Here is a 19,204-nt window from a genome sequence, read left to right on the forward strand (position 1 = left end):
AGGCCCATCCTAGGCCCGGGTCAGGTCCGCTTGAGACGCCGACGCACGGAGTTCCCGATCGGGTCGAGGATCTCTGCCACCTCGACGATCCGGAAGAGGCGCGCGAGCACGAAGAAGACGAGCAGGTGGACGCAGCCGACGAGTCCACCGCGCAGCAGCGAGAAGCCCGGCGTCGGGTCGGTCTCGCCCATCAGCCAGTGCAGCCCGGCGGAGACGGCGGTCGTGAGGGCGACGATGGCCGCCATCCGGAGGCCGAAGCGGATCGTACGCCCTTCGTCGAGGCCACCGACGCGCCCGCGCAGCACCCACCAACTGACCAGGGATCCGCAGAGGTAGGCCAACGAGTACGCGGCGGCCAGGGCCGGGACCGTGAGCTGGGCCGAGGTCAGCTGGACGAAGGTGATCGCGGCCGCGACGTTGACGCCGCCGACGACGAGCTGGACGAGGAAGACCGTGCGGGTCTGCTCGAGGGAGTAGAAGCCGCGCAGCATGAAGTAGTGGATGGTGAAGAAGACCAGCCCGACGGCGAAGACGGCGAGGCCTGGCGCGTACGTGGCGTAGGCGCCCTCACCTGCCCCTGTCCCGAACATCACGTTGGCCATGTCGCCACCGACCACCGCGAGGAGGGCGGCGTACGGCAGCACCACCACCATCGCCGTACGCAGCGTCGAGGCCAGCATGACCCCGACCCGGTCCGTACGGCCCTCGGCTGCGTACGCGGAGAGTCGCGGCAGGAGGGCGGTCACCAGGGAGACGGTGATGATGCCGTGCGGCAGCATCGTGACCAGGAAGGTGTTGGCGTAGACGGTCACGCCCGTGCCGCCGTCCGCGGCGCCGCCACTGGCCTGGTTGATGACGACCACGTAGGCCGCCTGGTTGACGACGATGAAGAGCACGGTCCACACCGCGAGGCGCATGGTGTGGCCCAGCCCGGTGCCGCGGAAGTCGAAGCGAGGGCGGTAGCGGTAGCCGACCCGGCGCAGCACCGGGACCAGGATCAGGAACTGCACGGCGATCCCGAGCGTGGAGCCGATGCCCAGGAGCATCTCCCGATCGGCGCTCATCGCGGCGTCCGGGTCGGCCGCGGGGCCGAAGGCGAAGAGGTAGGTGGCGAGCACGCCGACGGCGATCACGTTGTTGGCGATCGGGGCCCACATCATCGGCCCGAAGCTGCCGCGGGCGTTGAGGATCTGCCCGACGAGGACGAACATGCCGTAGAAGAAGACCTGTGGCAGGCAGTAGCGCGCCAGCATGATTGCTGACTCGCGCTGTTCCGCCAGCGCGGCCTGGTCGTACTTTTCGTGGAGCACCACTCCCATCACCAGCGGGGCGGCCACCACCAGGAGGACCGAGACGGCGCCTAGGAAGAGCGCGGCCAAGGTGACGATCCGGTTGGTGTACGCCTCGCCGCCGTCGGGGTCGTTCTTCAGCGCCCGCACCAGCTGCGGCACCAGCACGGCGTTGAAGACGCCACCCGCCAACAAGATGTAGAGCATGTTGGGCACCGTGTTGGCCACGTTGAAGGTGTCACCCTGGATCCGGCTGCCCAGCGCAGTGACGAGCAGCGAGGCCCGGATGAAGCCCGAGAACCGGGAGAACGTCGTGCCGAGCGCCATCACCGCGCTGTTGGCCAGGATCGACTTCTTCGGGGCCTCGTTGGCCGTTGCGGGCTCGCTGGCGCCCGCCTCGGGGGAAGGTGTGGTCACAGTTCTTCCTGCTGCTCTTCCCGCTTGCTCCGTGAGGCGAGCCCGCGGCGGTACAGCCGCAGGCCGATGGTACCGAAGAGGATCAGTGCCCCGCCGCCCATGATGAACCACAGCAGGCGGCCGATCTCCGAGGACCGCACCGGGAAGCTCGTCTCGCTGCCCAGCGACTTCCCGTCGGCGTCACTGACCCGCAGGGTCAGCACCTGGATGCCTTCTCGGGTCGCGGTCGTCTCCAGCAGCAGCCGGCGCCGCGAGTCGGGGGCCAGGCGGACCGGATTCGGCACCTCGACTTCGAGCGCGTCGGGGGACTGGGTCAGCACCGAGACGGTGACGGCGACGGGCAGGTCGTTCGCCACGGTCGTGCCGATCCGGCCGGTGGCACCCGAGAGGGTCGCCGAGGCCGGTCCGCTGATGGTCACCTGACCGAGCAGGTCGTCGATGTGGGCGCGGGCTCGACGCGTCCGGGCCACGGAGGCCCTGGGTCGCCCGCGGGAGCTGTAGCCCAGGGAGGTCCAGGCGGCGTCGCGCACCTGGACGTCGAGTCGGGCCGGCCGGGTCAGGATCGACTCGAGGGTGCCCGCAGCGGAGACGAGCTCCTGGGCGGCGGTGAGGTGGGCCCGTGGGACCTGTGCGTCGACGTGCTCCTGGGTCAGCACCAGGGAGTCGCCGGGAAGGGTCTCCTGCGACGCGTCGACCAGTCGGGCGAGACCTCGGAGCCGGAAGCGTTCGGTGTCGAGCAGCGCGAGCAGCGGCTCGGCGCCGGCGCTGGCGTCCCAGTCGGCGGGAGGCGAGACCACCAGGGGTGAGTCGTCCCCACTGAGGCTGCGCAGGACGGCCTCGCTGGCGGTGCGCTGGCGCACGGCGATCGCGCCGCCGGAGGGCTCCGGTCCGGGGCCGCCGGCGGTCACGCCGGTCGACGTCGCGGCGAAACGACGGTCCAGGATGCGTCCGGTGGTGGGGGTCTGGGCGCCGTCCAGGGTAAGCGTACGTTCGGTGAGCAGCACCAGCGCGGAGTCCGGGGAGGTCTCCACGGCGGTCTGGGAGAGCGCACCGTCGGGGGAGCTGATGGCTGGGGACGAGGTGATCTGGAAGGCCTCCAGCACCTGCGCCGAGCGGGCGTGGGCCTCGTCGAGGCTGAGGCGGTCGGTCTCGCTGAGACGGTCGGCCTCGCTGAGGGCGGAGACGTCGAGGTCGCCGTACGGGAGCGCCAGCACCTCACGGCCACCCATCACCTCGCGGAAGTCGGTCAGCCAGGCCTGCGCGAGGCCGACGACCTCGGCCGTTGCCGCGTCACCGTCCTGGTCCTCCAGCGACGCAGGGGCCGGCAGCACCGGGAGGGTGGGGTCGGCCACCTCCTCGTCCTCCTCCTCGTCGCCGGGCGGACTCGCGCCGGGGGGCTCCGGCACCGGGTCGAGGCTCCAGGGCGGGTTGCCGGCCGCCAGTCGACTGACCGCGTGCGGCACGGCCGGGTCCACCAGCCACGTCAGCGGTGCGTCACCTGCCAGCCGGCCGGCCCTGAGCAGTCCGTGCAACCGCCCACCTTCGCGCAACGACGTGACCCAGTCGTCCTCGTCGGCGATGGAGCCGTCGCTCTCGTGACGCACGGGGGCGCGCAGCGAGAGCACCAGCGACGTACGCAGGGGCGCGGGGTCGGCGCTCGCGACCGGGAGGAACGTACGGGCCCGGCCGTCGGCGAAGTCGTCGCGGGGGACCGTCTCCGTCTGGCCGAGGGCGTGGACCCCGACCCAGTAGACGCCCGGCGTCGAACCCAGCCGGGAGCGCGGGATGGTGGTCCGGAAGGTCGCGGTCTCACCGGGCGCCAGGGAATCGACCTTGTGCAGCGACGCGACGTCGACCAGCCGGTCACCGACGTACTCCTTGACCGGGAGCTCCGCAGCCGCAGCCAGCGTCGTGGAGTCGGTGATCGGGAACGAACTCCGGAACGGCGCGATGTTGATGGACGTCCAGGTCTCGTCGCTCGGGTTGGTGATGGTGCCCGACAGGGTGATGTCGCGGTCGTTGGTGAGGATGGTGGGCGTGACCCGATCGATGTGCAGCGAGAGCGGGTCGGCCCCGTCGTCGGCCACGGCCTGCGTCTCGGCGGCCCGGGCGGAGTCGGCGGGGGTCAGCACCACGATCCCCAGCAGGGCCAGCAACGCCACGAACACCCACGCAGGCGTCAGTGAGGTCGGTCGGGGCACACGCACGACTGTAGTTGTTCCGCCATGGGGCCCGGCGCAGGATGTGGCCTAGACTGGCTCCTCGTGTCCGACGCTGCTGTGCCCACCCCTCTCACCATGGTCGAGATCCAGCGAGCCGTCGGCCTCGAGTTGGACCGGATCAGCGTGGTCATCGACTCCCTGGGTGAGCGTTTCGCCGCTGCCGGACACGAGCTCTTCCTGGTCGGCGGACCGGTGCGCGACGCCATGCTCGGGCGGCTGCAGAACGACCTCGACTTCACCACCTCGGCGCTGCCCGACGAGACCGAACGCCTGCTCAAGGGCTGGGCGGACGCGATCTGGGACATGGGTCGCGCCTTCGGCACCATCGGCTGCCGCAAGGGTGAGTGGCAGGTCGAGATCACCACCTTCCGCGCCGACACATACGACCCCGACTCCCGCAAGCCCGAGGTGGACTTCGGCGACAACCTCGCCGGCGACCTGGGTCGACGCGACTTCACCGTCAACGCGATGGCCGTCTCCGTGCCGGGGCGTACGTTCGAGGACCCGTACGGCGGTGTCGTCGACCTCGCCCACCGGGTGATGCGCACTCCCGGCCGCCCACAGGACTCGTTCTCCGACGACCCGCTCCGGATGATGCGGGCCGCCCGCTTCGCGGCCCAGCTCGGCTTCGAGGTGGCGCCCGAGGTCGTCGAGGCGATGACCGAGATGGCCGGGCGCATCGAGATCATCTCGGCCGAACGGGTCCGCGACGAGCTGGTCAAGTTGATCTGTGCGCCGTTCCCCCGCCGCGGCCTCACGCTGCTGGTCGAGACCGGGTTGGCCGAGCTGGTCCTGCCCGAGCTGCCCGCGCTGGCGCTGGAGCGCGACGAGCACCACCGTCACAAGGATGTCTACGAGCACACCCTGACGGTGCTGGAGCAGACGATCGAGCAGGAGGACCGTCTCGGCGGCCCTGACTTCGTGGCCCGTTTCGCTGCGCTGATGCACGACGTCGGCAAGCCGCGGACCCGCAAGTTCGTCGACGACGGCACCGTCACCTTCCACCACCACGACGTGGTCGGCGCCAAGATCACCCGCAAGCGGATGAAGGCCCTGCGCTTCTCCAACGACGAGATCGACGCGGTCTCCAAGCTCGTCGAGCTGCACCTGCGCTTCCACGGCTACGGCAGCGGTGAGTGGACCGACTCCGCCGTACGCCGCTACGTGCGCGACGCGGGCGACGAGCTCGAGCGGCTGCACATCCTGACCCGTGCCGACTGCACCACCCGCAACGCGCGCAAGGCGGCGCGGCTGCGGCGTACGTACGACGAGCTCGAGGCGCGGATCGCCAAGCTCTCCGAGGAGGAGGAGCTCGCCTCCATCCGCCCGGACCTCGACGGCACGCAGATCATGGAGATCCTGGGCATCGGGCCGGGCCGTGAGGTTGGTGCGGCCTACAAGTTCCTGCTCGAGCTGCGCATGGACGAGGGGCCCCAGAGCCACGAGGCCGCAGAGGCCGCACTCCGTACGTGGTGGGCCGACCTCAACGCCGCACCCTGATCCTCAGGGTCCCCTTCTTCTCGTTCCACCGGTTGCTGGCCGGCAGCGTCACCCGCAGCGTGTGCCGGCCCCTGGCCAGTCTGGGCAGGCGGAACTTCGCGACCCCCCTGCGAAGGGTGACGGTGCCCAGGGTGCGGGCGCCGATCTTGAGTCGTGCCTGGCCGGTCGGCACGGCGTGGACCCCTCGGAAGGTCGCGGTGACGGTGGCCCGGGCGCGGGGCCGGATCCGGGCGGGCGCCTTCAGCTTCACCCGTGGATTCATCTTGGCGATCGGGAGCACGTTCGACAGCACGCTCACCTCCCGGCGGCCGTTGACCCGGACCTCGACCCGAGCGCGGACCCGACCACCGGCATCCGTCCTGCGGACCCGGTAGTCGCTGCCGGTGGCGCCGGGGATGGCCTTCCCACCGCGTCGCCACTGCACCGTGGTCTCGGCGGAGGTGGCGTGGTCCCATCCCCCGACGTCCACCGTGAGCACGGCACCGACCTTCGTGCGCCCCTTGATCCTCGGCAGCCTGGTGTTGACCGGTGCCGGAGCACGGGCGACGACGACGTCACGACTGGCGACGGCCTGGTTGCCCGCCCGGTCCGTGACGGTGTGGACGAGGGTGGTGCGGCCCGGTCGGCTGGTGTCGACGCTGCCGCTGACTTCGACCCGCGACGTCAGCACGGTGCCGTCCTGGTCGCGGGCCGCCACGCCCGCCATCGGGTCGAAGTCGCTGCCGTGGCGGATCGTCCGGTTGCCGGGCACCGAGAGCACCGGCGGGGTGGTGTCGTCCCCGTCGCTGGCCGTGAAGACCGAGGTCGGCGCCTCGGAGAGGATCGCCCCGGTCGCGGCGTCGGTGCTCAGCGCCTGCCAGGCGTACGGACGTCCGCTCTCGAGACCCTCCCAGACGACCGTGCTGGGTCGGCCGGAGGCAGCGGTGCTGGTGCCGATCACCTCGTCGGACGGCTTCATCGTGACGAGACCGTCGGTGGCGAAACTCGTGGTGCGCGTCTGCAACTGGATCGGGACCCGGAAGTCGTCCTCGGTGCCGTCGTACCGGTTGCGGGTGTCGTACTCGCCCGTGCCGAATTCGTCGAGGAGCGGGGAGTAGGTGTCGACGCTCATCTCGGAGCGTGCGACGTCGAACTGCAGCAGACGCAGGAAGGAGGCACCCAGGCGGAGCCCCGTGTTCTTCGGGTAGGCGGCGGTGCCGGTGAGGCCGACCAGGTCGGAGTCGACCCGGTAGCCCTGGTAGTCGGCGAGGAGCTCGACGACGTGGTTGTCCTCACGGCCGGCGTCCTTGCGTACGTCGATGCTGACGCCGTGCTCGTGACCCGACAGGACCAGGAAGACGTTGGGGTTCTTGTCCACGACCTCCGCGCGGATCAGGCGCCCGTCGGGGCCCACCGCGTTGCCGCGACCGTCGGGGGAGATGCTCGGGCTGCCGTTGGCGTGGGTGAGCACGATCGCGTTGCGGTCGGGGTGGCGCTTGAGCACGGAGTCGGCCCAGGCGGCCTCCTCCTCGGTGACCCGGAAGCCGAGGCTGACGGCGACGAAGTCCAGTCCACCGGCGGAGAAGAGCACCGTGTGGTTGGAGTTGTCGTCGGGGCGCCAGGACTCGTACGAGGCACCCTGGGCCGCCCAGTTGGGGTGCTGCGAGACGGCGGCGTAGCGCTCGGGTCCGAACCAGTCGTTGTAGAGGGAGGCCGGACCGACGTCGCGACCGCTGAGGTTGTCGTGGTTGCCGGCAAGGGCGGTGTTGACCACGCCCGCGTCCTCGAGGATCGCCTGGGCCCGGGAGGCCACCGCGAACTCCTTGTTCGCGGCGGCGACGGTGTCCTCGTCGTTCAACCAGTTCTCGACGAGGTCGCCGGTGTGGGCGGCGAAGGCGATCTTGCGCTGCTTCGCGTTGTCCGCGATCCACTGGGTGCTGGCCGTGTACGCGCGCTTCCAGACCGCGCGTTCCTTCGCCGTCTCGGCGGCGAGCGCACCGCGGGTGAGGAACTGGGTGTCGGAGAGGTGCGCCAGCGAGAAGTCGTAGCTGTCCGGATCTTCGAAGGAGTCCTTGACCTCGTGGTCGAGGTCGTCGGCGAACGGGTCCTCGGCGGTGATCATCACCGGCACGACCGCGCCGTGACGGTGCCGTGGGTCCACGGCCGCGTCCAGGCTCACGAGACCGCGCTGGAGGCCGCGGGCCTGGGCCAGCACTTCCCACTCACTGCCGGTCCAGGCGCGCAACTGGACGAGCCGGGTGGGGTCGAGGCGACCGGTCCACGAGAGCCGCTGTCCGGCCCCCTGCACGGGCACGTCGAAGCGTTGGAACGCGATGCCCCTGGTCGAGGGCGTGCGGACGAGATCGTCGTCGTTGGGGAGCAGGTCGTCGGCGAGCTCCTGGGGGTCGTCGTGGGCGAAGACCAAGGTCGTCGGGAGACTGGCGACCGAGCCCTGGAACCCGTTGCCCGCCACCTGGACGGCAGCTGCCCGGAAGGTCGTGCGGACCTGGCCGCCGGTGGGGTTCTGGGCGCTCGCGGAGAGGACGTGGGAGGTCGGGACACCGGCCCGGGCGGCACTGGTGGATGACACCAGCGCCAGCGAGGCGACCGCCGTCGCCGTCGCGAGACCCATGGCGCCGAGACGCCGAGTTGTGGTGCGGGCAGTCACGTGGCGGTCCTCCGAGAGTGATGTGGCCAGTGACCGGGACCCCAGGCGTCCCGTGCACCTTCGCCGCAGGCATCGTAACGGCGCAGTGGCGTGTCTGGCGCCCCCTTGCCGTCATGACCCACCGATCGCGACACTGTGCCCATGGGCAAACCAACGAGACACCTCGTCCTCAAGCACATCGAGCAGACCGTCGACATCGCGGCGCCACCGGAGAAGGTGTGGGAGCTCGTCAGTGACCTGCCGCGGCTCTCGGAGTGGAGCCCCCAGGTGCTGAAGTCGTTCCTGCGTGGGGGGCGTCCGGTCAGGCAGGGCAGCCGGCTCCTCAACGTCAACCACAAGGGTCTGCTCGTCTGGCCGACGCGTTCGGAGGTGGTGCGCTTCGAGGAGGGCCGCGAGATCGCCTGGCGGATCGAGGAGAACGGTTCGACGTGGTCCTTCGCCCTCGAGCCGACCGCGACCGGCACCCACCTGGTCCAGCGGCGTGAAGCGCCCAAGGGGCTCTCGCAGATCTCGATCTCACTCACCGACCGCTTCATGGGTGGGCAGGGCGTCTTCCAGGCCGAGCTCCAGCAGGGGATGCGGCAGACGTTGGCGCAGGTGAAGCGTCTCGCTGAGGGGTGAGTGCGCGTCTGCTCTTCCGCGGTGACGGCGCGGCATTCAGGCCAGGCGGTGCACCCGAAACGTGACGGCGTGCTCGACCCCGGCGGCGGCGCCCTGCTCACGCAGGAAACCGGGGATCATCTCGCCGGGGTCAGGGTGACCGGTCACGTGGCGCAGGTACGCCTCGTGGCAACGCAGTGACGCGACGGCGGCGTCGACCGCGGCCACATCCACGGCCAGGGCATGGGTCGGTGCGGCCGTCCCCGCGACGAGCAGCGCCGAGGCCTGCCACGGGTCGAGCCCGTCGCTCTCGGTGAGCTCGCGGAAGACCCAACGGTTGGCGGCGTCGCGGACCCCGTCGATCACTGCCAGCCCGGCGGCGCGATGGTCGGCCTGGTTGAGCCCCCACGGCGCTTCGACCGAGAAGTCGCCCGTGACGACCGCGTCCGGCCGGAGCCGGCGTACGGCCCGGGCCACCGAACGGCGCAGGTCGAGGCTCGGCTCCAGCATCCCGTCCGGGTGGTCGAGGATGGTGAGCTCACCGACCCCGACGGTGTCGCAGGCCCGCCGCTGCTCGGCGGCCCGGATCGGGGCCACCACCTCGGGCGGCTCGGCCATCCCCGCCTCGCCGGCGGTCAGTAGCAGGTAGTCGACGGTGATCCCGCGGTCGGTCCACGTGCGTACGGCAGCCGAGGTGCCGTACTCCAGGTCGTCGGGGTGGGCGGCGACGCAGAGCACCCGTCGCCACTCACCGTCCTCCAGTGGTGGGAGCAACTCCGTGTGGGCGCGCTCGTCCTTGGTCATGGCACCTCCGGTCAGGTCGGGCTGACCACGTTAGCCCTGTCGCAACGGACCTGCCACGCGTAGATGAACGGAGTAGTGGGCCCGATTCGGCCCGAAATCGACACTTATCGGCGCTTTACTCCGTTCAAATACGAGCACCCCCGCCCTGCGCTGAGCAGACGGGGGTTCTCGGTGGAGCTGGTGGAGCTGGTGGAGCTGGTGAAGCAGAGGGCGATCAGGCGCCGATGATGAACGCCTCGAGCTGGGCGCGTCCCTCGTCGTCGGCCATCTGCACCGGCGGGGACTTCATCAGGTAGGCCGAGGCCGGGAGGATCGGGCCGCCGACGCCACGGTCCAGGGCGATCTTCGCGGCACGGACGGCGTCGATGATGATGCCGGCCGAGTTCGGGGAGTCCCAGACCTCGAGCTTGTACTCCAGGTTGAGCGGGACGTCGCCGAACGCGCGACCCTCGAGGCGCACGTACGCCCACTTGCGGTCGTCGAGCCAGGCCACGTAGTCGCTGGGACCGATGTGGACGTTGCGGCTGTCCTTGAGGTTGGCCAGCGAGCCGGTCAGGTTGGAGGTGACGGCCTGGGTCTTGGAGACCTTCTTGGACTCAAGACGCTCACGCTCGAGCATGTTCTTGAAGTCCATGTTGCCGCCGACGTTGAGCTGGTACGTACGGTCCAGCGTGACGCCGCGGTCCTCGAACAGCTTCGCCATCACGCGGTGCGTGATGGTGGCGCCGACCTGGGACTTGATGTCGTCACCGACGATCGGGACACCGGCGTCGGCGAACTTCTTCGCCCAGACCGGGTCGGAGGCGATGAAGACGGGCAGGGCGTTGACGAAGGCCACGCCGGCGTCGATCGCGCACTGGGCGTAGAACTTGTCGGCCTCTTCCGACCCCACGGGGAGGTATGAGACGAGGACGTCGACCTCGGCGTCCTTGAGCGTCTGGACGACGTCCACGGCCTCGGCGTCGGACTCCTCGATGGTCAGGGCGTAGTACTTGCCGATGCCGTCCAGGGTCGGGCCGCGCTGGACGATGACACCGGTGGGCGGCACGTCGGCGATCTTGATGGTGTTGTTCTCGGAGGCGTGGATCGCCTCGGAAAGGTCGAAACCGACCTTCTTGGCGTCGACGTCGAAGGCGGCGACGAACTTCACGTCGGAGACGTGGTACTCACCGAACTTGACGTGCATGAGCCCGGGGACGTTGCCCGACGGGTCCGCGTCCTTGTAGTACTCGACACCTTGGACGAGGGACGTGGCGCAGTTGCCCACACCCACGATTGCTACGCGTACTGAACCCATGGGGCTCTCCTTACTCACTTGTGTATCAGTGCCACGGGTGTGGCGATGTGGCTCTGGTCAGGGGGTTGCTGTGCCCGGGGCCGTCCGGTGCTCCTGGTGTTCACGCTCGGCCTTGATGAGGTCCGACAGCCATCGGACCTCGCGCTCGACCGATTCGACTCCGTGCCGGTGCAGCTCGGAGGCGTACCTGTCAGCCTTCTTCGGGTTGCGGGCCAGGTCCCCTCGGACCCTCGCCAGGCGCTCCTCCAGACGCGTACGCCGACCTTCGAGGACCCGGAGCCGGGTCTCGCTGGGGGCTGAGGAGAAGAAGGAGAAGCGGATCCCGAAGGTGTCGTCCTCCCATGCCGTGGGACCGACGTCCGCCATCTGTCGGCGGAACTCTTCGCGGCCGCTCTCGGTCACTCGGTAGACGATGCGCGGGCGGCCGGTGACCGGCGCGGGCACGGAGGTGTCCTCGCTGATCAGTCGGGAGCGGAGCATCTTCTTCAGCGCGGGGTAGAGGGAGCCGTAGGACAGCACCCGACCCCATCCGAGCATCAGGTTGAGTCGCTTGCGCAACTCGTATCCGTGCAGGGGTCCCTCGTGGAGCAGTCCCAGGACTGCCAGCTCGATGGTCTCTCCGCGACGTGACACCGACCTATCGTAGCGATATATCCGGGGGCTAATGCAAATGGGAACGCCAGGTGAAATCGAGGTGACCTTCGACCCACCGCCCTCGACCAGTGCATCCAACAAGACGGAGGAGCGGGGATCGCCCTCTACTCTTGGCGGGTGACGAACTCGCGCAGAGCCCCGGGCAAGGCTGTCACCCGACGCCCGGGCAAGAAGACAATTGGCCAGCAGGTCCGCCGAGCCCTGTTGTGGCTGTGCACCCTCGGTCTGGTCGGAGCCCTGATCGCCGTCGGCGGTTTCGTCTTCCTCTACCAGACCATGGACATCCCGACGGAGAACGCTGAGTTCAAGACCCAGACCTCCTTCGTCTACTACGACGACGGCAAGAGCGAGGTCGGCAAGTACGTCGCGCAGAACCGCATCGCGGTGCCGCTCGACGACATGCCCGAGGTGTTGCAGCACGCGGTGGTCTCTGCGGAGAACAAGACCTTCTGGACCGACAGCGGGATCGACCCCAAGGGCATCCTGCGCGCCGCGTTCTCCAACGCGAAGGCCGGCCAGACGGTCGGCGGTGGCTCCACCATCACCCAGCAGTACGTGAAGATCCTCTACCTGACGAGCGAACGCCGCCTCAGTCGCAAGGTCAAGGAAGCGATCCTGTCGCTCAAGATCCAGCGCCAGCTGAGCAAGCGGGAGATCCTCGAGGGCTACCTCAACACTATCTACTTCGGTCGCGGTTCGTACGGTGTCCAGGCGGCCTCGAAGGCCTACTTCGGCAAGGACGTCGCCGACCTGAACCTGCGCCAGGCGGCCACGCTGGCCAGCGTCCTGAACAGCCCCAACGCGTACGACCCGGCCAATGGCGAGGACGCGAAGGAGGCGCTCAAGCGGCGCTACGACTACACGCTCGGACGGATGGAGGCTGACGGCCACATCACCGCCGAGCAGGAGGAGAAGGCGGCCAAGAAGCTGCCCAAGTTCCCCAAGATCAAGTCCGAGAGCGCGAACGGTGGCCAGCGGGGCCACATGATCAAGCTGGTGCGCGACGAGTTGCTGAGCCTGGGCTACACCGACGAACAGATCGACGGTGGTGGCCTCCGGGTCACCACGACCTTCAACCGCGACATGATGGAGCAGTTGGAGGAGTCGGTCGCTGAGGAACGGCCCGAGGGTCTGAGCGCGAAGAAGCTGCACATCGGCGCAGCGACCGTCGAGCCCGGGACCGGTGCCGTCAAGGCGTTCTTCGGCGGTCAGGACTACCTGAAGTCCCAGATCAACTGGGCCGCCACCGGCGGGATGGCGGGGTCGACGCTGAAGGCCTTCACCGTCGCCGCCGCACTGGAGGACGGGTTCAGCCTGCGCGACGGATTCCAGGGGAACTCTCCGTACCGGTTCTCCGACGGTCTGGAGATCAACAACGCCGGTGAGGGCGCCGCCGACATGGGCAGCAGTGTCTCGATGACGACTGCGACCGCCAAGTCGACCAACACGGCCTTCATCGACATGAGTGAGTCGATCGACGACGGCCCCGAGAAGATCCACCAGATCATGCTCGACGCGGGGCTCCCGCCGGCGGAGGCGGACCCGGAGTACCCGGGCATCCCGAACCGGAGCACCGACCTCCTGCCCGACGACCCGCTGATCACGTTGGGCAAGGCGCGGGTCAGTCCGATCAACATGGCCAACGCCTACGCGACCTTCGCCAACGAGGGTGAGCGCGCCGACGCCCACGTGGTCACCAAGGTGGTCGAGTCCAGCGGGGAGACCTCCTACTCCCGCAAGACCTCGACTCGACGGGTGATCGACGAGGACGTCAGCGCCGACACCGTGTACGCCCTCCAGGAGGTCGTCCGCAACGGCTCGGGCTCCAAGGCTCGGGCGCTGGGCCGCCCCGCTGCCGGCAAGACGGGCACCGCCACGGCAGGTGCCAGCCAGAAGACCGTCCACGTCTCCTCGTCCTGGTTCGTCGGTTTCACGCCGCAGTACTCCACAGCCGTGATGTACGTGCGTGGTGACGGCGACGACAAGCTCGACGACTGGCTCCCCTCCTTCTACGGCGGCACCTACCCGGCCCAGACGTGGACCGCGATCATGCGTCGACTCAGCGAGGGTCTCGAGGTGGAGAAGTTCCCGGAGCCCGTGTTCATGGACGGCGACGCGGACTCCGAGGGGGGTGGCTACGTCCGACCGGCTCCGCAACCGACCGCAGAGCCCGAGCCCTCGAAGGAGCCGAAGCCGAGCAAGAAGCCCGAGCCGAAGCCCGCCCCGACGCCGACCGAGACCCAGCCGCCTGAGCCCACGGTCGAGCCGGAGCCGACGTCGGTCCCTGAGCCCCCGGCTCCGCCCCCGACGCCGACCGCTCCGTCCCCACCCAAGCCCACCCCGCCTGCACCCGGCGTGGTGCCGGGTGGTTCGGCTGCGGCGACCCCCAGGCGCTGACCGACGCCTCACGCCGACTGCTGTTGCGTCTGTCCCGCTAGGGTCGCGTCCGTGAAGGACGACACAGCCCCGACGCGGGTCCACCCCACCCAGGACGACGCGGTGGTGGCCGGGCTCTCCGAATCCGTCGGGGGCCCGATGGGCTCACGCGCGGGGCGGCACTCCTGGTGGTCGCCCGTGCGCGTACTGCTCGTGCTGACCGCGCTGACGTTTGCACTCGGGCTGGTGGCGAAGACGCCGTGCGTCAACTCGCAGTGGCAGGACACCGAGCAGCGCTACACCCACATGTGCTACTCGGACATGCCCTACCTGTACACGTGGCGTGGGCTCGCCGACCTGAACTGGCCCTACACCGACGACGCTGCGGTGCGCGCCGAGTACGAGGTGATGGAGTACCCCGCCGGCATCTCGTACTGGGCCTGGGGGACCGGCCACGTGACCTGGTGGTTGAGCGGCACCCCCGACCTCGACGCCGAGGACCGTGACCTGGTGCAGGAGGGGACGCTCTACTTCGCTGTCAACGCGCTCGGCTTCGCGCTGGTCGCCCTGCTCACCACGTGGCTGATGGCGGGGGTCAACCGCCGCAGACCGTGGGACGCGGCGGGCTTCGCCCTGGCCCCGGCGCTGGCCCTGACGGCCACCGTCAACTGGGACCTGCTCGCCGTGGTCTTCGTGGCCGGCGCGGCCTGGGCCTGGGCACGCGAGCGTCCGCTGCTCACCGGTGTGATGATCGGGCTCGGCACGGCGGTCAAGCTCTACCCGCTCTTCCTGCTCGGTGCCGTGCTGGTGATCTGTCTGCGGAGCCGCCGGTGGCGGACGCTGGCGCTCACCGCTGCCGCGGCGGGTGGGGCCTGGTTGCTCGCGAACGCACCCGCGCTGCTGACCGGCCCGGCGCAGTGGAAGGTCTTCTGGAGCTTCAACTCCGAACGCGCCGCTGACCTCGGATCGGTGTGGTTGGTGGCCCAACAGATGTTCGACACCTGGTTCGAGGTCGAGACGGTCAACCTCGGCTCATGGGTCTTCTTCATCCTCTGGTGCGTGGGTGTCCTCGCGCTCGGGTGGCAGGCACCCGTCTCGCCGCGCTTCGCCCAACTCGGGTTCCTGATCGTCGCCGGTTTCCTGCTGGTCAACAAGGTCTACTCCCCGCAGTACGTCCTGTGGTTGCTGCCCCTGGCCGTGCTGGCCCGGCCCCGCTGGCGCGACCTGCTGATCTGGCAGGCGGGTGAGGTGATCTACTTCGCCGCGGTCTGGTGGTACCTGGCCGAGGAGCTCACCCCTGCCGGTGACGGCGCCCCGGTCATCTACTGGCTCGCGATCGCCCTGCGGCTCGCCGCCCAGTTGTGGTTGGTCGCCGTCGTCGCCCGTGACGTGATGCGCCCGGAGAAGGACCCCGTCGAACGCCCGCCCGAGGTGTTGCAGAGGTCACACTCCCTTTAATTGGTATTCACAATACCGATTTAACTAGGGTCGAGGTGTGCAACTCACCCGGTACACCGACCTCGGCCTCCGCATCCTGATGCGTCTGGCTGCGGTGGACGACCCCGCAGCGACCACCAGGACGGTGGCGGCGCAGATGGCGGTGAGCTACACCCACGCCGCAAAGGTGGTCGCCCGCCTGCAGGCGCTCGGTCTCGTGGAGACCCGCCGCGGACGTACGGGAGGGCTGCAGATCACCGACGCCGGCCGTCACCAGTCCGTCGGTCGCCTGGCCCGGGAGCTCGAGGGACCCGACGAGGTCATCGACTGCGAGGGACTCAAGTGCCCCCTGCGCAAGGCGTGTCGCCTGCGCGGGCTGCTGCGCGAGGCACAGGAGGCGTTCTTCGTCGTCCTGGACCCCTGGACGGTCGAGGAGTTGAGCCGCGAGCCGACCGGGTCGGTCCTGCTGGCCCTCTCCGTACGTCCGCCCGACTGACGCCCCAGACCCCCGGACCGCATCACCCAGACCGCATCACCCAGACCCCCGGACCGCATCACCCAGACCGCATCACCCAGACCGCACGATCCGTTCTCGGAAGGACACCCATGCTGTCACCCACCTCGACCTCGGTCATCCAGGCCACCCTGCCGGTGGTCGGCGCCGCCATCGGCGACATCACCCCGCTCTTCTACCGCAAGATGTTCGACGCCGAGCCCGACCTGGAGCGCAACCTGTTCAACCGCGGCAACCAGGCCGCCGGCGACCAGCCGCGCGCGCTGGCCGCGGCAGTGGCGACGTACGCCACCGCCCTGGTGGACCCCGACTCCCCGCACCCGCGCGACCTGCTGAGGCGGATCGGGCACAAGCACGCCTCCCTGGGGATCACCGAGCCGCAGTACGAGATCGTCCACGAGCACCTGTTCGCCGCCATCGTGGAGGTCCTCGGCGACGCGGTGACGCCCGAGGTCGCAGCAGCCTGGGACGAGGTCTACTGGATGATGGCGCGCGACCTCATCGACCTCGAGAAGGACCTGTACGCCGAGGCCGGGGTGAGCGCCGAGGAGATCTGGCACGACGTCGCCGTGCGCGAGCGTCTCCAGCAGTCGCCCGACACGGTCTCGTTCGTGCTCAGCGCCGCGGACGGCTCCGCGTTGCCGAGCGCCAAGCCGGGGCAGTACGTCTCGGTCGCGGTGATCCTGCCCGACGGCGCGCGTCAGATCCGGCAGTACAGCCTCACGGGCGCCGGCGCCCCCGGCGAGTGGGCGTTCAGCGTCAAGGCGATCGCGGCCTCGGTCGCCGCCGACGGCACCGAGATCCCGGAGGGTGAGGTCTCCAACTTCCTGCACCGCAACCTCTTCGAGGGCGACCGCCTCTCCGTCTCCCCTCCCTTCGGCGACCTGGTGCTCGACGACTCCGACGCGCCCCTGCTGCTGATCTCTGCCGGGATCGGGACCACGCCGATCATCGGGATGCTCAACTACCTCCAGCACACCGCCAGCGAGCGGGCCGTCACCGTCCTGCACGCCGACCGTTCGCCGGCCAGGCACGCCCACCGGGCACAGCTGAAGCAGTTGGTGAAGGCGCTGCCCCAGGCTCAGCTGCAGCGGTGGTACGAGGACCTCGGTGGCCGCCCGGCGCGCGACGACTTCCACGCCGGGCTGGTGGATCTCTCCGACGTCGACATCGCGGCCGAGGCCCGGGCGTACCTCTGCGGACCGTTGCCCTTCATGGAGTCCGTGCGTGGTGGCCTGGTGGAGCGTGGTGTCTCCTCCGACCACATCCACTACGAGGTCTTCGGGCCCGACAAGTGGGTCGCCGCCGTCTGATTTGCTGACCGGTCAGCGCAGCAGGCTCGCCACCGCGGCGTCCGAGGCGGCCAGCGCGTCCCGGTCGTACGTGGACCCCGAGACGAGCAGCTCGTCGGCACCGCTGCGTGCGGCGAGCTGCTCCAACCGGCGGCGTACGGTCTGCTTGCTGCCAGCGGTGACCCGGTCGAGAGCGCCCTCGATCCTCTCGCGTTGCCGGTTGTTGCCCAGTGGGTCGCCCAACTGCTCACGGATCGCGGCGACCGGTTCGAGGGCGTCGAAGAGGCCCGTACGCCGCGACTGCGCCATCGCCCAGACCTCCGGGAGGGCCAGGTCGCGGGCCTCGGCGTCGGTGTCGGCGACCAGCACGTCGAGGGAGACCGTGACGTGCGGCTGGCTGTCGCGGTGCGGTCGGAAGGCCTCGCGATAGCCGGCCAGGGTCTGCGGGAGTGCGGGGTCGTCGAGGACGGGTCCGCCCAGCACCACCGGAAGTCCCAGGTCCGCCGCCACCGTGAGGCCGGCGCCGGTCGCCAGCACGAAGAGCGGGATGGTCTCCTCGACCACCGGGCGGGCGGTGACCGGCGCGGTCCGCTCCAGGAAGCCGCGCAGCTCCGCGATGTCGGTGGCGAAGGTGTCCGGCTCCTCCATCTGACGTCGCAGGGCACGCCGGACCGGATCGGTGAAGCCGAGGGAGCGGCCCACCCCGAGGTCAATTCGCCCCGGGTGCAGGCCGGCCAGCACCAGGAACTGCTCGGCGACCACGAGGGGTTGGTGGTGGGGGAGCATGACCCCGCCCGAGCCCAACCGGATGCGCTGCGTACGCCCCGCGACCGCGGCCAGGAGCACCGCCGGTGACCCGGACGCGATGCCCGGGACGCCGTGGTGCTCGGCCACCCAGAAGCGGTGGTAGCCGGCGCCTTCGGCGGTGACCGCGCGCTCGACGGTGTGGGTCAGTGCCGCTCCGTCGCTGTGGCCGACGCGGGTCCGGGAGCGGTCGAGGAGGGAGAGCTTCACGCACACGCAACGTCGCGAGCTCCGGTTGACTTCCCGGCGGACCGACTCAGCCCTGCGAGATCACCACGTGGTCGAAGGTGGTGGCGGTGTAGCGGACGCGTACGTCGATCTCGTCGCCGACCTCCGGCACGCCCGCCCCGGCGGGGACGAAGAGCATCGAGGCCTGCATGTGCGGGGGCTCGGCGAAGAGCCGCTGCTTTCCGTCGATCGAGTACGGCGAGCGCACGAAGCCGACGGCGTCGAGGCCGCCGCGGGCCAGGGTCGCTGCCCGGGCCTTGAGCGACTGCTCGCCGGTGGGGGCCTCGAGTCCGATGCCGTGGGCCGTACCGCCGGAGACCACCAGGATGTGGCCGCTCTTCGGGGCGGTCCGGGAGCGGTACCCGAAGACGTCACCGCGCTCGACGGGGTGCACGTCGAGGACCCGTGCGCTCACCCGCAGCGAACCGCGATCGCCGAGCCACAGGCCGGTGCCGATGCGCGGGCGGATCGTGTAGTCGGAGTAGGACGTCCGCAGCGTCGCCAGCTCGTCGGGGGTCAGGTGGCTGACCCACAGGGTGCGGGTCGGCAGACCGGCGGAGATCGCGTCGGTGATCAGTCGCTGCACCTGGCTCAGGTGGGAGCCCTGCGCGAGCGGCAGGTGCATCGCGACGCCCTCGAGGGTGCCGCCGGAGGCGAGACTGCCGAGGCTGCGCAGCTCGTGGGCGTTGAAGCCGTGACGCAGCATCGAGGTCAGGAGCTCGAGCACGTAGCGGGCGTCAGGCTGGCGTTCCAGCAGGGCGGCCAGGTCGTCGACCCGGCTGACGGTGTGGATCACCCGTCGGGAGAGCGCGGGGTCGAGGGCGGCGTCCACCTCGACGGCGGCGCCGAAGGGGCGCCACGGGGTGAGCACCAGGATGCTGCCGTCGTAACGGTCGGCGACCTCGCTGATCTCGTCGTACGTGCCGACGGCCAGGACGTCGCCCCACGTCTGCCCGGTGGCGGCGCCGCGCTCGGTGAGCCACTGCGTACGTCGGGCCAGACGCCCCAGGCCGAAGCCGTAGCCGTTGCCCTTGGCGACCGGGACCAGCCCGGGCGTACGTTCCGCGACGTGGGTCAGGTGATCGCGCCAGCGCGCGCCGTCCACGTGGAGGGTCAGGGACAT

At 69.9% G+C, this 19,204-nt stretch carries 14 protein-coding genes; 6 read left to right on the forward strand and 8 right to left on the reverse strand.

Translation table 11 applies throughout. The features are described from left to right. Positions 1 to 20: 20 nt before the first annotated feature. Together murJ and DNK52_RS08020 are read right to left on the reverse strand one after the other, a co-directional pair. On the reverse strand, positions 21 to 1,706 hold the full coding sequence (gene murJ, locus DNK52_RS08015) for a murein biosynthesis integral membrane protein MurJ (protein WP_239455451.1): 1,686 nt from the start codon (positions 1,704 to 1,706) through the stop codon (positions 21 to 23). After that, positions 1,703 to 3,907 (reverse strand): DUF6049 family protein, encoded by a 2,205-nt coding sequence (locus DNK52_RS08020; RefSeq protein WP_162598688.1) that lies wholly within the window; start codon positions 3,905 to 3,907, stop codon positions 1,703 to 1,705. Before DNK52_RS08020 ends, murJ begins: the two co-directional genes overlap by 4 nt. 96 nt (positions 3,908 to 4,003) lie before the next feature. On the opposite strand from DNK52_RS08020, the gene DNK52_RS08025 reads away from it, so the two are divergent. After that, positions 4,004 to 5,428 (forward strand): CCA tRNA nucleotidyltransferase, encoded by a 1,425-nt coding sequence (locus DNK52_RS08025; protein WP_110240651.1) that lies wholly within the window; start codon positions 4,004 to 4,006, stop codon positions 5,426 to 5,428. Here DNK52_RS08025 and DNK52_RS08030 read toward each other — a convergent pair. Next, positions 5,412 to 8,075: an immunoglobulin-like domain-containing protein gene (locus DNK52_RS08030; RefSeq protein WP_162598689.1), complete on the reverse strand. Its 2,664-nt coding sequence runs from the start codon at positions 8,073 to 8,075 to the stop codon at positions 5,412 to 5,414. The genes DNK52_RS08025 and DNK52_RS08030 overlap by 17 nt on opposite strands. Positions 8,076 to 8,216: 141 nt before the next feature. On the opposite strand from DNK52_RS08030, the gene DNK52_RS08035 reads away from it, so the two are divergent. Then, positions 8,217 to 8,696 carry an SRPBCC family protein gene (locus DNK52_RS08035; protein WP_110240439.1) on the forward strand — a complete coding sequence of 160 codons (480 nt, stop codon included), beginning with the start codon at positions 8,217 to 8,219 and terminating at the stop codon, positions 8,694 to 8,696. Positions 8,697 to 8,732: 36 nt separating this feature from the next. Here the strand turns inward: DNK52_RS08035 and DNK52_RS08040 are convergent, their stop codons facing one another. The 3 genes from DNK52_RS08040 to DNK52_RS08050 all read right to left on the reverse strand — a co-directional run bounded on the left by DNK52_RS08040 (position 8,733) and on the right by DNK52_RS08050 (position 11,409). Further along, a complete protein-coding gene (locus tag DNK52_RS08040; protein ID WP_110240440.1) occupies positions 8,733 to 9,479 on the reverse strand; it encodes a PIG-L deacetylase family protein in 747 nt (248 codons plus the stop codon). A gap of 214 nt (positions 9,480 to 9,693) precedes the next feature. Beyond that, positions 9,694 to 10,776: an inositol-3-phosphate synthase gene (locus tag DNK52_RS08045; protein WP_110240441.1), complete on the reverse strand. Its 1,083-nt coding sequence runs from the start codon at positions 10,774 to 10,776 to the stop codon at positions 9,694 to 9,696. A gap of 57 nt (positions 10,777 to 10,833) precedes the next feature. Beyond that, positions 10,834 to 11,409, reverse strand: coding sequence for a PadR family transcriptional regulator (locus tag DNK52_RS08050; RefSeq protein ID WP_110240442.1), 576 nt, complete (start codon positions 11,407 to 11,409; stop codon positions 10,834 to 10,836). Between the two features lie 138 nt (positions 11,410 to 11,547). Between DNK52_RS08050 and DNK52_RS08055 the strand changes: the two genes are divergently transcribed. The 4 genes from DNK52_RS08055 to DNK52_RS08070 all read left to right on the forward strand — a co-directional run bounded on the left by DNK52_RS08055 (position 11,548) and on the right by DNK52_RS08070 (position 17,070). After that, complete coding sequence (locus tag DNK52_RS08055) at positions 11,548 to 13,827, forward strand: transglycosylase domain-containing protein (protein ID WP_239455452.1); 2,280 nt, start codon at positions 11,548 to 11,550, stop codon at positions 13,825 to 13,827. 51 nt (positions 13,828 to 13,878) lie between these two features. Beyond that, complete coding sequence (locus tag DNK52_RS08060; protein ID WP_239455453.1) at positions 13,879 to 15,264, forward strand: glycosyltransferase family 87 protein; 1,386 nt, start codon at positions 13,879 to 13,881, stop codon at positions 15,262 to 15,264. A 37-nt stretch (positions 15,265 to 15,301) separates the two neighbouring features. Continuing rightward, on the forward strand, positions 15,302 to 15,739 hold the full coding sequence (locus DNK52_RS08065) for an RrF2 family transcriptional regulator (protein WP_110240443.1): 438 nt from the start codon (positions 15,302 to 15,304) through the stop codon (positions 15,737 to 15,739). 110 nt (positions 15,740 to 15,849) lie between these two features. Then, on the forward strand, positions 15,850 to 17,070 hold the full coding sequence (locus DNK52_RS08070) for a globin domain-containing protein (RefSeq protein ID WP_110240444.1): 1,221 nt from the start codon (positions 15,850 to 15,852) through the stop codon (positions 17,068 to 17,070). A gap of 12 nt (positions 17,071 to 17,082) precedes the next feature. Here the strand turns inward: DNK52_RS08070 and DNK52_RS08075 are convergent, their stop codons facing one another. Together DNK52_RS08075 and DNK52_RS08080 are read right to left on the reverse strand one after the other, a co-directional pair. Further along, entirely contained in the window at positions 17,083 to 18,063 is a 981-nt protein-coding gene (locus DNK52_RS08075) for an MsnO8 family LLM class oxidoreductase (RefSeq protein WP_110240445.1), read from the reverse strand. Positions 18,064 to 18,109: 46 nt separating this feature from the next. After that, entirely contained in the window at positions 18,110 to 19,204 is a 1,095-nt protein-coding gene (locus DNK52_RS08080) for an alanine racemase (RefSeq protein ID WP_110240446.1), read from the reverse strand.

Source organism: Nocardioides gilvus, from assembly GCF_003194605.1.
Taxonomy (GTDB): domain Bacteria; phylum Actinomycetota; class Actinomycetes; order Propionibacteriales; family Nocardioidaceae; genus Nocardioides; species Nocardioides gilvus.

Coding starts and splice junctions, on each gene's coding strand:
- DNK52_RS08080 (WP_110240446.1), bottom strand. CDS start 19,204: ATGTCCCTGACCCTCCACGTGGACGGCGCGCGCTGGCGCGATCACCTG.
- DNK52_RS08035 (WP_110240439.1), top strand. CDS start 8,217: ATGGGCAAACCAACGAGACACCTCGTCCTCAAGCACATCGAGCAGACC.
- DNK52_RS08025 (WP_110240651.1), top strand. CDS start 4,004: ATGGTCGAGATCCAGCGAGCCGTCGGCCTCGAGTTGGACCGGATCAGC.
- DNK52_RS08045 (WP_110240441.1), bottom strand. CDS start 10,776: ATGGGTTCAGTACGCGTAGCAATCGTGGGTGTGGGCAACTGCGCCACG.
- DNK52_RS08040 (WP_110240440.1), bottom strand. CDS start 9,479: ATGACCAAGGACGAGCGCGCCCACACGGAGTTGCTCCCACCACTGGAG.
- DNK52_RS08070 (WP_110240444.1), top strand. CDS start 15,850: ATGCTGTCACCCACCTCGACCTCGGTCATCCAGGCCACCCTGCCGGTG.